General features: G+C 43.4%; 17 protein-coding genes. 4 read left to right on the top strand and 13 right to left on the bottom strand.

The window, feature by feature from the left end; all coding sequences use genetic code 11:
• Positions 1-50 precede the first annotated feature (50 nt).
• Both D0C36_RS00630 and D0C36_RS00625 read left to right on the top strand, forming a co-directional pair.
• Positions 51-293: a MoaD/ThiS family protein gene (locus D0C36_RS00630; RefSeq protein WP_117389663.1), complete on the top strand. Its 243-nt coding sequence runs from the start codon at positions 51-53 to the stop codon at positions 291-293.
• 1 nt (position 294) lies between these two features.
• Positions 295-714: a molybdenum cofactor biosynthesis protein MoaE gene (locus D0C36_RS00625; protein WP_117389662.1), complete on the top strand. Its 420-nt coding sequence runs from the start codon at positions 295-297 to the stop codon at positions 712-714.
• Positions 715-834: 120 nt separating this feature from the next.
• Here D0C36_RS00625 and D0C36_RS00620 read toward each other — a convergent pair whose 3' ends face one another.
• From D0C36_RS00620 to D0C36_RS00575, 10 genes are all read right to left on the bottom strand, one after another.
• The gene (locus D0C36_RS00620; RefSeq protein ID WP_199501943.1) at positions 835-1,881 is read right to left on the bottom strand and encodes a HesA/MoeB/ThiF family protein; all 1,047 of its coding nucleotides are present in this window, start codon (positions 1,879-1,881) and stop codon (positions 835-837) included.
• Positions 1,878-2,453, bottom strand: coding sequence for an NTP transferase domain-containing protein (locus D0C36_RS00615; protein WP_262512193.1), 576 nt, complete (start codon positions 2,451-2,453; stop codon positions 1,878-1,880). Before D0C36_RS00615 ends, D0C36_RS00620 begins: the two co-directional genes overlap by 4 nt.
• Before the next feature lie 19 nt (positions 2,454-2,472).
• Positions 2,473-2,943 carry a cyclic pyranopterin monophosphate synthase MoaC gene (gene moaC, locus D0C36_RS00610; RefSeq protein ID WP_117389661.1) on the bottom strand — a complete coding sequence of 157 codons (471 nt, stop codon included), beginning with the start codon at positions 2,941-2,943 and terminating at the stop codon, positions 2,473-2,475.
• A gap of 40 nt (positions 2,944-2,983) precedes the next feature.
• On the bottom strand, positions 2,984-4,177 hold the full coding sequence (locus tag D0C36_RS00605) for a molybdopterin molybdotransferase MoeA (RefSeq protein WP_117389660.1): 1,194 nt from the start codon (positions 4,175-4,177) through the stop codon (positions 2,984-2,986).
• 5 nt (positions 4,178-4,182) lie between these two features.
• Complete coding sequence (moaA, locus tag D0C36_RS00600) at positions 4,183-5,169, bottom strand: GTP 3',8-cyclase MoaA (RefSeq protein WP_117389659.1); 987 nt, start codon at positions 5,167-5,169, stop codon at positions 4,183-4,185.
• A 96-nt stretch (positions 5,170-5,265) separates the two neighbouring features.
• A complete protein-coding gene (locus tag D0C36_RS00595) occupies positions 5,266-6,453 on the bottom strand; it encodes an aldose epimerase family protein (RefSeq protein ID WP_317126745.1) in 1,188 nt (395 codons plus the stop codon).
• Between the two features lie 24 nt (positions 6,454-6,477).
• Positions 6,478-7,512 (bottom strand): glycoside hydrolase family 43 protein, encoded by a 1,035-nt coding sequence (locus tag D0C36_RS00590; protein ID WP_117389658.1) that lies wholly within the window; start codon positions 7,510-7,512, stop codon positions 6,478-6,480.
• 3 nt (positions 7,513-7,515) lie between these two features.
• Positions 7,516-8,385 carry an HAD-IIA family hydrolase gene (locus D0C36_RS00585; protein ID WP_117389657.1) on the bottom strand — a complete coding sequence of 290 codons (870 nt, stop codon included), beginning with the start codon at positions 8,383-8,385 and terminating at the stop codon, positions 7,516-7,518.
• A gap of 53 nt (positions 8,386-8,438) precedes the next feature.
• Positions 8,439-9,476 carry a hypothetical protein gene (locus D0C36_RS00580; RefSeq protein WP_117389656.1) on the bottom strand — a complete coding sequence of 346 codons (1,038 nt, stop codon included), beginning with the start codon at positions 9,474-9,476 and terminating at the stop codon, positions 8,439-8,441.
• Between the two features lie 109 nt (positions 9,477-9,585).
• Positions 9,586-10,944, bottom strand: coding sequence for a glutamine synthetase family protein (locus D0C36_RS00575; protein WP_117389655.1), 1,359 nt, complete (start codon positions 10,942-10,944; stop codon positions 9,586-9,588).
• 59 nt (positions 10,945-11,003) lie between these two features.
• On the opposite strand from D0C36_RS00575, the gene D0C36_RS00570 reads away from it, so the two are divergent.
• A complete protein-coding gene (locus D0C36_RS00570; protein WP_117389654.1) occupies positions 11,004-11,414 on the top strand; it encodes a gamma-glutamylcyclotransferase family protein in 411 nt (136 codons plus the stop codon).
• A 41-nt stretch (positions 11,415-11,455) separates the two neighbouring features.
• Here D0C36_RS00570 and D0C36_RS00565 read toward each other — a convergent pair whose 3' ends face one another.
• Together D0C36_RS00565 and D0C36_RS00560 are read right to left on the bottom strand one after the other, a co-directional pair.
• Positions 11,456-12,466, bottom strand: coding sequence for a glutamine synthetase beta-grasp domain-containing protein (locus D0C36_RS00565; protein ID WP_117389653.1), 1,011 nt, complete (start codon positions 12,464-12,466; stop codon positions 11,456-11,458).
• Positions 12,467-12,732: 266 nt separating this feature from the next.
• The gene (locus tag D0C36_RS00560; RefSeq protein WP_117389652.1) at positions 12,733-13,254 is read right to left on the bottom strand and encodes a hypothetical protein; all 522 of its coding nucleotides are present in this window, start codon (positions 13,252-13,254) and stop codon (positions 12,733-12,735) included.
• A gap of 289 nt (positions 13,255-13,543) precedes the next feature.
• Here D0C36_RS00560 and D0C36_RS00555 point away from each other — a divergent pair, with 289 nt between their 5' ends.
• The gene (locus D0C36_RS00555) at positions 13,544-15,043 is read left to right on the top strand and encodes a malate:quinone oxidoreductase (protein ID WP_117389651.1); all 1,500 of its coding nucleotides are present in this window, start codon (positions 13,544-13,546) and stop codon (positions 15,041-15,043) included.
• 32 nt (positions 15,044-15,075) lie between these two features.
• On the opposite strand, the gene D0C36_RS00550 is transcribed toward D0C36_RS00555, so the two are convergent.
• On the bottom strand, positions 15,076-16,089 hold the full coding sequence (locus tag D0C36_RS00550) for an energy transducer TonB (protein ID WP_233524378.1): 1,014 nt from the start codon (positions 16,087-16,089) through the stop codon (positions 15,076-15,078).
• Positions 16,090-16,114: the final 25 nt, after the last annotated feature.

Genomic DNA, 16,114 nt, shown 5'->3' with positions numbered 1-16,114 from the left:
GCGCGCCCTATCATTCCACCCTTCACCCTTTAATTTGTTATGTTTGCTGCATGAAGGTTACGGTGCTGGCGTTTGGTATTGCCAAAGATATTTTTGGGGCTTCATCTGTTGAGGTTGAAATACCTGGAGATACTACTGCCGCTCGATTAAAGGCCGTTCTTGAGCAAAACTACCCAAGGTTAAGTAAACTTGCCAGTTATATGCTTGCTGTAAATAACGAGTATGCCGGTGATGACATGCACATTAAAACCGGCGATGAAATTGCCCTGATACCACCAGTTAGCGGCGGATGATATGAAAACCAACATCCAACTACTTACCGAACCACTTAATGTGCAGGCATGCGTTGATTGGGTAATATCGCCCGGTTGTGGGGGTATTGACGTTTTCATCGGAACCGTACGTAACCAAACCAAAGGCAGAACTGTAGTAAAACTTGACTTTGAAGCTTATAAACCAATGGCTATAAGCGAAATGAATAAAATAACCGAACAAGTATTTGAACAATTCCCTGTTGAAAAGGTACTCATTCACCACCGAACGGGCACTTTGCAAATTGGCGATATACCTGTTATTATAGCGGTAGCCGCTGCCCACCGCGATGCTGCTTTTTCTGCTTGTCGTTATATCATCGATACGCTGAAACAAACCGTGCCGATATGGAAAAAAGAATACTTTGAGGATGGTGAGGTTTGGGTTGGTGCAACGCCGTAGAAAGCATTATGTCATTTCGAACGAGCGACAGCGAGGAGAAATCCTGTTACTCTGTACGTTCAGCTTAGCATTAATATCAAGATTTCTCACTGTCGTTCGAAATGACAGGAATTTGTTATCCTACCACGTACTTACCCCACCTTTTAGCGAATAAACTTTAACCTGCGGCAATTTCTCCTGCATCAGCTTTACCGCTTCGGCGCTGCGCTTGCCTGATGAACAGTAGAACACATAAGATTTTTGGGGGTCAAATGTGTCGAGGTTATCTGCCAGCTCATCCAGTTCAAAGTGCATGCCGCCTATGTTAAACTCATCATGTTCCTGGTCGGTGCGGATGTCCACCAGTTGCATAGAACCATCGGCAATGCCTGCTTTGGCAATTTCGGCATCAATAACGCCAACCTCTTGTGTAGGTTGAATACTTGTAATTACTGTATTATTGTTGTTAAGCTTGATGATCCTGCTTTGCATAGTTTGCGCATCAAATACAAGCACCTTTCCGGCAAGCAACTCGCGTGTTTGGGTGAGGTACTTAATCACCTCATTAGCCTGCATACAACCGATAATACCTGCCAGTGTAGGGATAACGCCGCCGGTTGCACAGTTGGGTATCTGCGTGGCATCAACCTGTGGATACAGGTCGCGATAATTGGCAGAGCGGCTACCATCAGCGTTGACAATATTCCATATTGCTACCTGTCCTTCAAACTGATAAATAGCGCCGTAAACCAAAGGTTTGGCAGCTATAACTACAGCATCATTTAGTAGATATCGTGTTTCAAAATTATCGGTACAGTCAACTATAATATCATTACTATTAACTAATTGACTAACATTACCGGAAGTTATTCTTTTAGTTATAGCAGATAATTTCACCTGTGGATTTTGAAGCGACAAGCGTTCGCAGGCCACAACAGATTTAAGCGAACCAATATCGGCGGGCGTGTATAGAATTTGCCTGTGCAGGTTGCTTTCTGATACCGCATCATCATCTGCAATAGTGATATTCCCCACACCTGCTGCTGTTAAATATTGGGCTACCGGGCAACCTAAACCACCGGCACCCACTATCAATATGCGGGCATCCTGCAACCTTTGCTGGGCCTTTTCATCAAAGCCCGGCAAAGCCATCTGGCAGCTATATCTTTCCCAATCCGGCTGCATCATACATTGATATTAGATTTAATAATAGCGCGGATCCGCTCTGCCTCTTCAGGTGTATTGGCGTTGGCCAAAGCATCATTACCGGGATTTGTAAGCAAATGCACATTACTATTGATCAAAACCTTACGCGGGCAGGTAATCCCTTCTGATAAAAATTGAAGTAATATGTCATAACTTTCCGGTTCATAGATAGTTATAACAGGCTCGGGCAAGTCTTTGTAATCGCTTTTAAAAGCTGTAGCAATGGCATTTGTATTACGGTTATCCGTCAGCGTTTGAATAACAGTTCTGTCCACCAGTGGCAAATCGCAGGCTACTACCAGCCAGGCAGCATCAGGTTGTTCGCGTAAGGCGGAGAGTATCCCGCCCATGGGCCCTAAGCCTATAAAAGTATCCCGCAGAGTATTGTATCCTTTATCCACACCATCCTGTTGCTCATCATCTCTGCAGGAAATAAACACCTCATCGCAAAATTCTTCAAGCATATCAGCCATATGATAACGTTGCTCTTTACCATGCCAGTTAATAAGGCTCTTATCTTCGCCCATGCGGTTACTCTTACCGCCGGCGAGCACCAAGCCGTTTAATCTGGTTCTAAACTCGTTTGAAGTCACGCTTACCCCCTGTTTTTGCTATCAGTTTGGTTTCCCTTATCACAATATCATGGCTCATAGATTTGCACATATCGTAAACGGTTAAGGCTGCTACAGATGCGCCAACCAAAGCTTCCATCTCCACACCTGTTTTAGCAGTGATATTGGCAGTACATTCAATAACCAGTTCGTTTGCGTCTGAGAAACGGATATCCACCTTACAATTCTCCATTCCCAATGGATGGCAAAGCGGTATCAGATCACCGGTTTTTTTTGCGGCCATTATACCTGCGATGATGGCCGTTTGAATAACCGAACCTTTTTTAGTTTGCAGATCGCCGCTAACCAGATGTTGTAATACTTCATCGGGCAAAACCACAATACTTTGCGCAATAGCTGTACGGTGGGTAACCTCTTTGGCCGATACATCAACCATGGTGGCATTGCCTCTATCATCTAAGTGGGTGAACATTGACCGCTGATTAATTTGATTATAGGATTATTTGATTTCTTTAAAACTTCCATACATGGAATACTTCGCCGGCTTTGAAGTTGCTTTGCTCTGCGGTTAGCTCTATAAACGCATCTGCATCTGCAAGATTGGCAAAGTCTCCTGAACCATTTCCTTCAATGGGTGTGGCCATTAAAATACCATCATTGGTAAAGTTAAGTTTTACCTGCAGAAAAAACTGAAGTGGCACCGTAAAAGTAAAGTCATTACTTAGGCGGGCATAAACAGGTAGCTCCTTTGGTAAGCCAAGAGATTGATTTAACCAGGGCAAGAAATACCGGTACATACACATAAATACCGATACAGGGTTACCGGGGAATGCGAAAACAAACTTACCATTTGCGTGCCTGCCAAACCAAAACGGCTTGCCGGGGCGTTGTGCTACTTTGTGGAAGAGTTTAGTCACTCCGGCATCTTCAAGCGCTTGCGGTATATAGTCATACTTACCCATAGAGATACCGCCGGTAAGCAATATCACATCATAGGTTTGCAGGCAACCCAATAGTTTGATATCAATAATAGCCTTATCATCCGGCATGTGCATCATATCGGCATCAATGCCCTGGGTTTTAAGGATGGCTTTAATGGTATAATTATTAGACCGGCGTAATTCGTATTCAGATGGAATGTCGGCTGCATCAACCAGTTCATCGCCTGATGATATCACCACAATTTTTGGTACTCTTTTAACCGACAATGATGTTTTCCCAACCGAAGCAGCCAGACTGACAACAGCTGCATTAATCATCCTGCCGCTTTTGGCAATTACATCGCCATTCAGTTTGTCTTTTCCTTTAAGGTGGATGTTTTGACCCCGTTTAATATCATTGATGTTTATAGTCGCTACCCCATCTGCTATTATAATATCCTCGTAACGGATCATCGTATCTACTGACGCATGCAAAGCCGCGCCGGTCATGATCTCGATACATTCATCAGGCTCATCTATACTAACAGGCTCCTGCCCCGCTGCCTGCGTGGCCTTTATACGGAAAGTGTTTAATCCGTTAACAATTGCGACATAGGAAACCGCTATACCATCTACGGTAGCACGGTTAAAGGGTGGCAGATCGCGGTCGGTAATAATATCTTCGGCAAGTACTTTGCCCAACGCCTGTTCAAAAGGCAGCAGTTCCTCGCCATAGTTGGTTACCTGCGATAAGATAATATTTTCAGCTTCCTGTACGGCTATCATATTGTTTACCCCCCTATTGTTGCCATTGATTCACTGGCGGGGTTTTCCAGTCGTTTTTGTTCGGCTTGCCAGCCATCTTTTTCGCGGGTGCTGAAGGCGCGTTTTAAAGTTGATGTTAGTTCGGCATCACTCATGCCTAAACGCATCAGGTCTTTGATATTCAGTACACCATCATCATACAGACAATTCTTCAGCATTCCATTTGGCGTAACGCGGACACGGTTGCACGTACCGCAAAAAGTACGCGAGTAAGCAGCTATGATACCAATGCTGCCTTGATGGCCGGGAATCTGATAGTTATAAGCAGTAGAAAACTGCGGGTCGGGTATTTTTTGAATGGATGGATAGGCTTGTCGTATCTCGTCAAATATCCTCACGTAGTCCCAGGCAATGCCACTATGCTGATGGCCGTCGCCGTTGAACGGCATCTCCTCTATAAATCTTACGCTTACCGGCAATTCTTTTGTCAACTCAACCAGCGGAATGATATCCTGCGTGTTTTTGCCGGCCATCACCACGGTGTTTATCTTCATATCAAAATCCTGCTTCAACAATTCCTGAAGTGTATCCAATACAGCCGAAAACTCATCTCTACGCGTAATCGCGAAAAAGCGACCGGCATCCAGGGTATCTAAACTCAAGTTAATCGAGCGTATGCCTATCTTTTTCAAATCAGCGATGTATGGCGCGGTTAAAACACCGTTAGTGGTGATGGTTAACTCCTTCAAACCATCCAGCCCGGATATTGCCGTAAGCAGTTGCATCATATCCTTGCGCACAAATGGCTCGCCACCTGTAATGCGGATCTTTTCGATACCCATGCTCAGCATTACACGGCACATGCGCAGCATTTCATTATAGCTCATCAACTTTTTACGCGACAACCAATCCAGCCCCTGCTCCGGCATGCAATAAAAGCAGCGCAGGTTGCACTTGTCGGTAACGGCAAGGCGCAGGTAGCTAATTTTTCGTCCGTGGTTGTCTAAGAGCATAGCGTTCGGCAAGGTCGTAAAAAAAGGAATGCGATAAAACAAAAAGAGACGCGAAGTATCGCGTCTCTACATGAAATATGTCTTCAGAACAATCCTTTATTTAACCACAGAGAATTTATAGATAGACTGTGTTTTATAAGTCTGGCCTGGTTTTAACTCTGTTGACGGGAATGTTGGCTGGTTCGGAGAATCAGGATAGTGTTGAGTCTCCATAGCAAATGAGGTACGGAACTCATCTTTCTTACCATTCTTCATCACGTTTTGCGATTGCATAAAGTTACCGCTGTAGAACTGCAGCGCAGGCTCCTCGGTAAATATCTCCATTTTGATGCCGCTTTTGTCGCCAACAACGGTAGCTATTGGTGTGCTGATATCGTGCTTGCTTAGCACAAAGTTATGGTCGTAACCTTTGCCATCTTTCAATTGCTCGTTCTCCTGGTTGATACGCTCGCCAATTTTGGTTGGTTTAGTAAAGTCAAAAGGTGTACCTGCAACCGCATCTATTTTACCTGTAGGGATCAGTGTTCTATCTACAGGGGTATAATTATCTGCATTTATTTGTACCAGGTGATCTAAAATGGTACCGCTGCTTTCACCGTTCAAATTAAAGAAAGCGTGGTTAGTTAAGTTAACAACTGTATTCTTATCAGTAGTAGCAGAGTAGCTCACTTTCATCGAGTTATCGTCAGTTATCTGATAAGTTACTTTAACATTTAAGTTACCTGGGAAACCACCTTCCATATCTTTAGCCAGGTAGCTTAACTCTAAAGTAGCACTATCAATTTGCTTAGCATCCCACACCACTTCCTGGAAACCCGGATGGCCACCATGCAGAGTATTAATACCGTTATTGGTAGCCAAAGTATATTCTTTGCCATCCAACTTGAATTTACCTTTAGCAATACGGTTACCGTAACGGCCAATAGTTGCACCGTAGTAAGGCTCTTTTGAGTTGATAAAGCCATCAACACTCTCAAAACCTAAAACCACATCAGTTAGTTTGCCATCTTTATCAGGTACCAGCAGGCTCACAATACGGCCACCATAGTTGGTAACAGCTGCCTCAACCCCGTTTTTATTTTTAAGGATGTAAAGATGCGTTTGCTTACCGTTAATGGTTTTCTCAAAAGCAGATGCTTCCGGTAATTTTGGTGTAGTTTGGGTAGAGGTACTATCTGTCATGGTTGATGTTGTTTTTTGCGCTGATTGATTACAGGCTGCAAACGTTACGCTTGCTGCCAGCATCACCGCCAAAGTTGCTTTATTAATTGTGTTCATCATCATATTTGGTTGATATTGTTTCTGTTTTTAATTGCCAGATGGCGCTTTTAATTCAACGCCTTCGGCCACCGGATCGCCAAAATTTGGTGAACCGTCGGCATTCCAGGTAAACTTTTGCATACGTGGCGAGCGGAAACCGCCACAGCCCTGCCCTGCTTTTGAGTTGGCGTGATAGATAATCCAGTCCTCTTTACCATCAGCTGATTTAAAGAAAGAATTATGGCCCGGCGCGTAAACGCTTTTTTCAACGTTTCGCTGAAACACCGGCTTGTCTGATTTCTTCCATGATTTCGGATCCAAAAGGTTGCTGTTGCCAGATGCCGTAAGCATACCTAAGGCATAAAAATCAGTCCAACAACCACTTGCCGAGTAAATAAGGAATAGCTTATTACCGTGTATCAATATCTCGGGTCCCTCATTCACGTTTACATGCTGCGGATTGCTGTCTTTACCCAAGTCGCCGTTCTTCTCCCAGTCAAACAGCGGCCCTGATATTTTTGAGCGTTTACCCTCTATCGTCCATGGGTTTTTCATTTTAGCGATGAATATATCCTGTTGTCCATTATAATCTCCTTCCCAGCCCGACCAGATCATGTACAACTGGCCTTTATGCTCAAACACCGATCCGTCTATGGCCCATTTGTCGGTTGCATCACCAACCTGGCCTTTAAAAGTCCAGGTGCCTTTGGTTGGATCGGCTGATGAATTTTCTACCACATACATGCGGTGGTTATTATTATCGCCATCGTCGGCGGCAAAATACATATACCATTTGCCGCGCAGGTAATGCAGTTCGGGCGCCCAAAGCTCTTTAGAGTGTTTGGTACCGGCAGGCGGTTCCCATACCACATGCTTTTCGGCGGTACCGAGGTCGGCCATGTTTTTGGTTTTCCAGATAGTAAGGTTTTTACCGGTGGAGTTGGTATAATAATAGTACCCACCCTGATGGATCACCCATGGGTCTGCCCCCGAAGGAAGCAGCGGGTTGGTAAATGTTTTTTGCTGTGCCATAGCTGCAATTGAGCACAGCATCAGCAAACAGCCGGTTATTATTTTTTTCATAGGTTATAAGTTCAAAGCCTCGGGGCCTAAAACAGCACTTTCGCATATATAGGTTGGCACAATACCGGTTGCCTGTATGCGGTTCTCGGCATCCTGCGGCAGTGTATTACCTGATAGTACCAGTACCGTATCCAAGCCAAATTTATTCCCGCCGATGATGTCAGTTTGCAGCGTATCGCCCACCATCACAATCTGCTTTTTGCTGATAGGGCGATAGTCGCGGATGAGGTCATACGCAAACATAAACATCTGCGAATCGGGCTTACCAAAACGGATAAATTTCTTACCAACGATGGTCTCTATCATTTGCGCTATACCACCAATTGCAATGCTTACATCATGTTTTGATGTGGGGTAAGCATAATCGGTATTGGCTACAATGGCTGGTATAGTACGTTTACGCAAAAGGTTTACGGTTTTATTGATATCATGAAACCAGTCGAATCCTTCATCGTCCATAAACACCAGCGCGTTTACCTTATCAATATTGGTATGGTCAACATCTCGCACAGGCAATGTTTTTAAACCGGCGCTCTCAATATAGTGAGCCGATTCATCGGTACCCAAATAAGCTACATAACCACCATCTACCTTAAGTTCAAGGTACTCTTTAGTTAATTGGCCCGATGATATGATCCTGTTTGCATCAACAAAGTGCAGACCTTTTTTGTGGTATGACTCCGCCAGTTGCGCCGGACTACGAGATGCATCATTGGTAACAATGTAATACTCCTTGCCCTGCGCCGCCAGGTACTCAAATGTCCGCTCAATACCGGGCAGCAACCCGCTGTGGGTTTTTAAAACACCAAACGCATCAAAAAATACGATATCATAACGGTCAATAATCGATTTAAAATCCTCAATGCGTTTCATGTTTTAGTTCAATTGTTCATTAGTTTATTGGTTCATTGGGCCTGTACACAGCACTATTCAAGCCCCAAGGCCTTTATAATAATCTCGGCATCGAAATCCCTGTCAACCGATGGCAGGTAAATTTCCAGTGCCTCGGCCTGTAGTTTCTTGGCGTACTGCTCGCTAAAGAAGTATTTACCATCTTTTATCACATAATTAAGGATAAAGAAACGGTAGGCCTCTTTCAGGAAACGGATCTCATCAGCCGTTATAGGGTTCACTTTGTGGTATTCCTGCAGGAAGAGGATAAACCGGTCTTCCATCATTGGGCCTATCACGTAGCTGAATACTGTACGGTCGCCGGCATCTGACACCACCCTGCTAAAGAAATAAAAATCGAGCAAACGGTAGCTCATCCTGAACCAGTCGTAATCCCAGCGGGAGAACAATTCCAACTCGGGCGTAACCGAGAAATTGCCGATATTCCAGTCGATAAATACCGGGATGATCTCGAACGAGCTCATATTATAGCGCGAACGGTTCTTCAGAAACTGCTCACAGTGGTATTTCAACAGATCAACTTGCGCACGACTGCCAAATTTTGCTTCATCTTTCTCTAACTGACGCTGCAGATCGTAAATATCGGTACGTAAGGTTTTGGATGATTTGGGCACCACGTTCTTCACCCTTGAGCAGGCTTTGTGGAACTTACCTATCTGGCTGCCCAGTTTTTTGATCATCTCGTCATCTAAGCGGCGCGGCAGGCGCTCTGCCATGCGGGTTGGATTATAGAACACTACCCATGCATCATCTTTACCGTTTTTATAACGATAAATGTAAACGCGGTTATTCTTCAGTAACGATTTAGAAAGCAAGTTCTCGAACGGATATAGCAGGTTGTTTGAAAGTGCCTGTATAATGCGGTGATCCTCTTTAAAATGCTCAAACTTACCAAAGAAGGATAGCTTGGCAATAACTATATCATCGTCATCAAAAGTGATGCGGTAAACGTGATTAGTAGACACCATAGCACTGATATCATCAATACTGCGGATGGTTTTTGATTTATCGTACCCTTCCCAGGCCGATTGTATGATCAGGTGAAAGTCCATTTTCTGAACCGGGACTAAGCGAGTTTATTCCCGGCGATTATATTGGTTAATGCGGCTAATATACTATTGTTTTGATATTTTTTAAATGTAAATTCTACACATAAAATAATCAGATCGACTCAAAGTAGCGCTTCAACTCCCAATCACTTACACTTTTAGCATATTGCCTGTGCTCCCATAAACGGGTTTGCGTAAAATGTTTCACAAAGCCTTCACCGAAAAGTTCTTTAGCAATGGCAGAATTTTGCATAGCCGTGGCGGAATCAAACAGGTTAGAATGTAATACGCCGTTGGCCTTATTAGCGTAACCGTTGCCTTTGGTTGCCTCAATATCAAGCTTTAGTTTATTTTTGATACCATACAGGCCCGATGCCAGTGCTGCTGCGATGGCCAGGTAAGGGTTGGTATCTGATCCGGGGATGCGGGTTTCAAGGCGGGTAGCTTTTTCTGATGTATTAATAACGCGCAACGCCGTAGTACGGTTATCAACCGCCCAGGTAATTGTGGTTGGCGCCCAGGCACCCTCAACCAATCGTTTATAGCTGTTAATGGTTGGCGCATACATTGGCAATAAGTGAGGCATACAATACAACTGACCTGCGAGGTATTGCTTATGCAGTTCGCTCATTTTGTTTACATCACCACCATCATAGAACAAATTCTTACCACCCTCAGCAGTCCATAAACTTTGATGAATATGACCGCTACAGCCCGGCAAGTTTTCGTTCCACTTAGCCATAAAAGTGGCAGAAATACCATGGCGCGATGCAATTTCTTTCACTGCTGTTTTAAACAACACCGCCCTGTCGGCAGCCTCTAATGTTGTTGCATAATGTATGGCGGCTTCGTAAACCCCGGGGCCGGTTTCGGTATGCAGGCCTTCTATCGGGATGTTAAATTGTGTTAGCAGGTTAAATAGGTCGTTATAAAAGCCGCTGTTTTGTGACGGACGAAGAATGGAGTAACCAAACATGCCCGGCGATAATGGCTGCATATTGGCAAAACCTTTATCCTGCAGGCTTTGCGGTGTTTCCAGAAAGTTGAACCATTCAAACTCTTGTGCGAACTGTGCGATATATCCTAAAGCGCTGCACTCGTCAACAATCTTCTTCAATAAACTACGCGGGCACACATCCAAAGCTTTTTTATCCGGGCCGGTATAATCAGCTAAAAAGAATGGTACATTATCTTCCCACGGTATCATGCGGAAGGTTGACAAGTCGATATAACACTGCTTATCAGGATAGCCGCTGTGCCATCCGGTTACATCAACATTATCATAAGGCGCATCGGTGCTATCCCAGCCAAAAACCACATCGCAAAAACCATAACCACCTTTCAGACCATCCAGAAACTTTTGTTTGCTGATCACCTTGCCGCGCAAAATGCCATCTACATCGGCAAAGGCAAATTTTACTTTCTGGATATTATTATCGTTGATATAGGATATAACCTGTTCTGTATTCATTTTAGATGGATAAAACGCCAATTTAAACAAGAAAACTGAATTTTTGTACCTTTAAACACATGACCAACCTTCTTTTTGTTTACGGCACTCTTCTCCAGGCCGATAACGATTTCGCATTGTACCTGCGCGCAAACTGTAAGTTTATATCATTTGGTACTACTCCCGGCCAGCTCTATGATCTTGGAGAATACCCAGGCTTAGTTGAAACGAACCAAAGCAACCAGCTGGTTTACGGCAGTGTTTACCAGATGCAAAACCCATTTGAAGTTTTAAAGCAGCTGGACTTTTATGAGGGCGTTGGCCCTGACGAAGAGCAACCCAATCTTTACCGCCGCGAGCTGGCAGATATTAACACCGAAAAAGGCACTATCACCGTATGGGTTTATGTTTATAACCGCAGCGTTGGTAATGCCCCGCTCATCCCCGATGGAGATTACATAAAGTACCTAAACAAAAAATCCCCCGGTTGATGAAACCGGAGGACTTGAATGTTAAAATAGGCGCAGGGATATTATATCTTAGCAGATTTTACTGTTTTGATAATTACTGCAGCTACTTTATATGGATCGGCAGCAGAGTTAGGGCGACGATCTTCCAGGTAACCGCTCCAGCCGTGGTCAACAGCGTAAAGAGGGATACGGATAGATGCGCCACGGTCTGATACGCCATAGCTGAAATCGTGGATAGAAGCGGTTTCGTGTTTACCGGTTAAGCGTTGATCGTTATCAGCACCGTAAACAGCAATACACTCAGCAACTGCAGGGCGGAATGCCTCACAAACAGCTTTAAATTTCGCTTCGCTGTTAGCAGTACGCAATAAAGTGTTTGAGAAGTTAGCGTGCATACCAGAACCGTTCCAGTCTAACTGACCAAGCGGTTTACAATGCCAGTTTATTGCTACTCCGTATTTCTCGCCAATACGCTCTAATAAGTAACGTGCAACCCAGATCTGGTCACCAGCCTCTTTAGCACCTTTAGCAAAGATCTGGAACTCCCACTGACCGGCAGCAACCTCAGCGTTGATACCTTCAACGTTTAAGCCAGCCTCTAAACATACGTCTAAGTGCTCTTCAACAATCTCACGACCGTAAGCGTTGTTTGCACCTACCGAACAGTAGTAAGGGCCTTGCGGGCCTGGGTAACCACCTGCCGGGAAACCAAGCGGTTTGTTAGTTGCAGGATCCCAAAGGAAATACTCCTGCTCAAAACCAAACCAGAAATCGTTATCATCATCTTCAATGTGTGCACGGCCGTTTGACTCGTGTGGCTGGCCTTTTGAATCCAACACCTCACACATTACTAAATAAGCATCTTTTCTTTGTGGATCAGGAACGGTAAAAACCGGTTTCAAGATACAATCTGATGAGCCGCCCGGTGCCTGCTCTGTTGATGAACCATCAAAGCTCCAGTTATCAAGGTCTTCTACTTTTCCGCTGAAACTTTTAACAATTTTTGTTTTGCTGCGCAGGCTTTGGGTTGGTTTGTAGCCGTCAAGCCAGATGTACTCGAGTTTTGTTGCCATTTTTAATGATAAATTTGAATTTTTTAAGTTTAATTATAGTTCCTTATAAAATCAGTTAGTCTTTACGCTGCTAATTTAGAGTATTTTTATAAATTCAATAACTTTTTTGAAAAAATTTATAAAAAATCGAACTAAAAATTATAATTATTCAACAAATCTTCATTTTGTATAAAAATCAATACAGTTTATTATGCTAACATAATATATATCACACGATCAATTTAAATACTGATAAATTTATTATCGTTAAGCACAAATATTTCACCCTACTTTGCTGAGGCAACGCCCCAATAACAAGCTCTTCTTATCTTTTTCAGGCCGTTTACATCGGCTTTTATCTCTGTTTTCGCGTCATCCTTCAGCAAAAACAACTTAGATGCTGTATTATCATATACAAATGATGATAAAACAGCTCCAGATTTACTTTTATTTATAACATCCAGCTTCAAAGCGTTGGTGGAAATATGTTTGCTTGCCGTATCTGCACTCGTTTCTGCCGGTACCCAATTAATTTCGTATTTAATATCCGATGAATTTGCCGGAACATTCAGTTTTTTAAATTCATCTGTGGTTTGCACCACTCCTATTATACATTTAATACAAGGATCGGGCACGGTAGCCAGTTTTGCATAATTTTTATCGGGGTTGTTTATTACTGCAACCTTTTTATTCTTTACAGTTACCGCAGTTTGTGTGGTATCATTTGAGGCCGGCGCAGGTTTATTGTTATTACAAGCCATCGCCATAAACAACAGCGGCAAGGCTAAAATGGTTAATATATTTTTCATCAAGGTAATTGGTTTATCAATTTAAAACGCTAATCATCAGTATTTGTGTGGATTATATAATTATTGACTATCGTTAACAAATTTCTAATTATTTTAAGGTTTCTTTAAAACGTTTGGATTTTCATTAAAAAATTACAATCTGAACGCGGAAAACTCTGTTAATTTTGTTAAAATTGCCTGATTGTATTAAAAAGATGCCCCATTGTTTTTAATGATGTGGTAAACTTTACCAAATGCTATCGGTTTTTAATAATTATAGCTGAATGTACCCTGGCATTCATAAACCATCATGAATAACAGCAATATTGGATCTGACACTACGGTTGATATAGTTTTAGTTGGCGCGGGCATAATGAGCGCTACGCTTGGCGTTATGCTTAAGCAGTTACAGCCCGATCTTACTATCGAAATTTTTGAGCGCCTTGATACCGTTGCTGCCGAAAGTTCTGATGCAATGAACAATGCCGGTACAGGCCACTCGGCTTTTTGCGAGCTTAATTATACCCCACAGCTTAAGGATGGTTCTATAGAGATAACCAAAGCCATTAAAATTGCCGAGCAGTTTGAGATCTCAAAAGAGTTCTGGTCGTTTTTAATTGAGCAAGGTTATGTGGATAGCCCTGAGAGCTTTATCCGCAAAGTACCGCACATGAGCTTTGTTTGGGGCGATGACAATGTTGAATACCTTAAAAAACGCCAGCAGGCATTGGTAAAACACCACTTTTTTAAGGATATGGAATACTCTGAAGACCATACCCAGTTAGAAAAATGGATCCCGCTGGTGATGGAAGGCCGTGATGCTTCTCAGAAAGTATCGGGTACTTTTATGGATATAGGTACCGATGTAAATTTTGGTGCCCTTACCCGCAGCCTGGTTAAAAAACTTGAACAAAAACCAGGCGTTAAGCTAAGCCTTAACCACGAGGTTGACGATATAAAACGCAACAAGGATAACACCTGGCGCATTAAAGTAAGCGACCGTAATAGCGGCGCTAAACGCAAGCTGAACGCCAAGTTTGTATTTGTTGGTGCCGGTGGCGGTGCTTTGCCCCTGCTGCAAAAATCGGGTATACCCGAGAGTAAAGGCTTTGGTGGTTTCCCGGTAAGCGGTCAATGGCTGGTTTGTACCAACCCGGCTGTTATAGCACGCCATGAAGCTAAAGTTTACGGTAAAGCATCGGTAGGTTCGCCGCCAATGTCGGTTCCGCATTTGGATACAAGGATGATCGACGGTAAAAAATCTTTGCTTTTTGGCCCTTATGCAGGTTTCTCAACCCGTTTCTTAAAAAAAGGATCATTGCTTGATTTGTTCAAGTCAATTAAGTTCAACAACATATTGCCTTTACTGGCTGTTGGCCGCGATAACATGGCTTTGACCAAGTACCTTATTGTACAGGTACTGCAATCTCCTGCCGACAGGTTAAAGGCTCTGCAAGAGTATTTCCCTGAAGCTAAAAACGAAGACTGGGTATTAGATATGGCAGGCCAGCGTGTACAGATCATCAAAAAGGATGAGAAACGTACCGGCGTGCTTGAGTTTGGTACCGAAGTGGTAACCAGTGCTGATGGCACTATCTCTGCCCTGTTGGGCGCATCACCGGGTGCATCAACATCAGTACCTATCATGATCACCCTTATAAGCCGTTGCTTTAAGGATCTGATAAACACCCCTGAATGGCAGGACAAATTTAAGCAGATGATTCCGTCTTACGGGCAATCGCTGGTTAACGATGAAGCTTTGGCTGATGCTACACGTGAGCGTACGAGTAAGGTATTGGGGTTAGCTTAAGATACGCAAGGGCATTTTAATAAATAAGTTTTTTAATTTTCACGTGCCTGTGGGAACGGATTGGCGGTAGCAGACCTGTCTTCATACCCGTCATCCTGTAAGGCAAAATTAATAGGGATAGAATACTGTACTCTTACAGGCTTGCCTTTCGTTTTACCAGGCACCCATTTTGGTGATAAAGAAAGTACGCGTACTGCCTCTTCATCGCAGCCGCCGCCTATTCCTCTGAGTACTTTAATACCGGTCAGTGAGCCGTCCTTTTCTACCACAAACGCAACTATAACTCTTCCCTGTACGTTGTTCATCCTCGCAGCTCGCGGGTAATGAATACTCTTCCCAAGATAGCGGCCAAATACAGCGTCACCACCAACAAAAGACGGGCTTACCTCCGGCAATTCCATTCCCCACTGATCTTTGCGCAGATTTTCTTCACCCTGTATGATTACACCTTGCTTATAAGTGATGGTATATACCGAATCGCCGATGTATCGTTTCCAGTCGCCATCTTCTTTTCCGTTTACTACATTACCTTCTGTGTGTTCTTTTGCGTTTTCAGGTTGCTTTATCCACTTACCGTTACCCGCATCGGTAAGAACGCCCCCTGTCGAATCTGAAAATTGTTTAAGATAAACACCGGCGGGTGAATAATTTTCTATTGATTTTAATCCCCCGTTGGGATAATAGCTAACGGCATCGCCTTCCATCTTACCTTTATTGAATGCTTTGATACTTTTGCGTTTACCATCTTCAAAATATTCATAACAAACACCTTGTATGCCATCTTCAAATCGTAAACTATCTACAGAACTAAGTGTGGCAAGTCGCAGTTTGCCGTTCATATAATAGTCGTTAATGCGGTACATGCCGCCATCAGCCTTTATAATGAACCGGATAAATTTTGCATCGCGATCATTATAAGCCATCTCATGGTTATTACGCATGTAATATGCTATAGAATCTGGTCTCACATTAGATTTTGTAGCCACAGATTGCGCCAACACGAAATTGGCCGTTAAAATACAGAGTGCTGATAAAAAGAATTTCATGCAGTGACAAAGTTTCAGGTTTTAA

Source organism: Mucilaginibacter conchicola (genome assembly GCF_003432115.1).
Classification (GTDB): Bacteria; Bacteroidota; Bacteroidia; order Sphingobacteriales; family Sphingobacteriaceae; genus Mucilaginibacter; species Mucilaginibacter conchicola.
The sequence above is the reverse complement of the archived record's forward strand: the minus strand, read 5'-3'. Positions and strand labels throughout refer to the sequence as shown.

What these genes read in the sequence shown, in the direction of transcription:
- D0C36_RS00630 (WP_117389663.1), top strand. Translation starts at nt 51, where the DNA reads ATGAAGGTTACGGTGCTGGCGTTTGGTATTGCCAAAGATATTTTTGGG.
- D0C36_RS00560 (WP_117389652.1), bottom strand. Translation starts at nt 13,254, where the DNA reads ATGAAAAATATATTAACCATTTTAGCCTTGCCGCTGTTGTTTATGGCG.
- D0C36_RS00550 (WP_233524378.1), bottom strand. Translation starts at nt 16,089, where the DNA reads ATGAAATTCTTTTTATCAGCACTCTGTATTTTAACGGCCAATTTCGTG.
- D0C36_RS00570 (WP_117389654.1), top strand. Translation starts at nt 11,004, where the DNA reads ATGACCAACCTTCTTTTTGTTTACGGCACTCTTCTCCAGGCCGATAAC.
- D0C36_RS00575 (WP_117389655.1), bottom strand. Translation starts at nt 10,944, where the DNA reads ATGAATACAGAACAGGTTATATCCTATATCAACGATAATAATATCCAG.
- D0C36_RS00590 (WP_117389658.1), bottom strand. Translation starts at nt 7,512, where the DNA reads ATGAAAAAAATAATAACCGGCTGTTTGCTGATGCTGTGCTCAATTGCA.
- D0C36_RS00595 (WP_317126745.1), bottom strand. Translation starts at nt 6,453, where the DNA reads ATGATGATGAACACAATTAATAAAGCAACTTTGGCGGTGATGCTGGCA.
- D0C36_RS00620 (WP_199501943.1), bottom strand. Translation starts at nt 1,881, where the DNA reads ATGATGCAGCCGGATTGGGAAAGATATAGCTGCCAGATGGCTTTGCCG.
- D0C36_RS00625 (WP_117389662.1), top strand. Translation starts at nt 295, where the DNA reads ATGAAAACCAACATCCAACTACTTACCGAACCACTTAATGTGCAGGCA.
- D0C36_RS00555 (WP_117389651.1), top strand. Translation starts at nt 13,544, where the DNA reads ATGAATAACAGCAATATTGGATCTGACACTACGGTTGATATAGTTTTA.
- D0C36_RS00585 (WP_117389657.1), bottom strand. Translation starts at nt 8,385, where the DNA reads ATGAAACGCATTGAGGATTTTAAATCGATTATTGACCGTTATGATATC.
- D0C36_RS00565 (WP_117389653.1), bottom strand. Translation starts at nt 12,466, where the DNA reads ATGGCAACAAAACTCGAGTACATCTGGCTTGACGGCTACAAACCAACC.
- moaA (WP_117389659.1), bottom strand. Translation starts at nt 5,169, where the DNA reads ATGCTCTTAGACAACCACGGACGAAAAATTAGCTACCTGCGCCTTGCC.
- D0C36_RS00580 (WP_117389656.1), bottom strand. Translation starts at nt 9,476, where the DNA reads ATGGACTTTCACCTGATCATACAATCGGCCTGGGAAGGGTACGATAAA.
- moaC (WP_117389661.1), bottom strand. Translation starts at nt 2,943, where the DNA reads ATGTTCACCCACTTAGATGATAGAGGCAATGCCACCATGGTTGATGTA.
- D0C36_RS00605 (WP_117389660.1), bottom strand. Translation starts at nt 4,177, where the DNA reads ATGATAGCCGTACAGGAAGCTGAAAATATTATCTTATCGCAGGTAACC.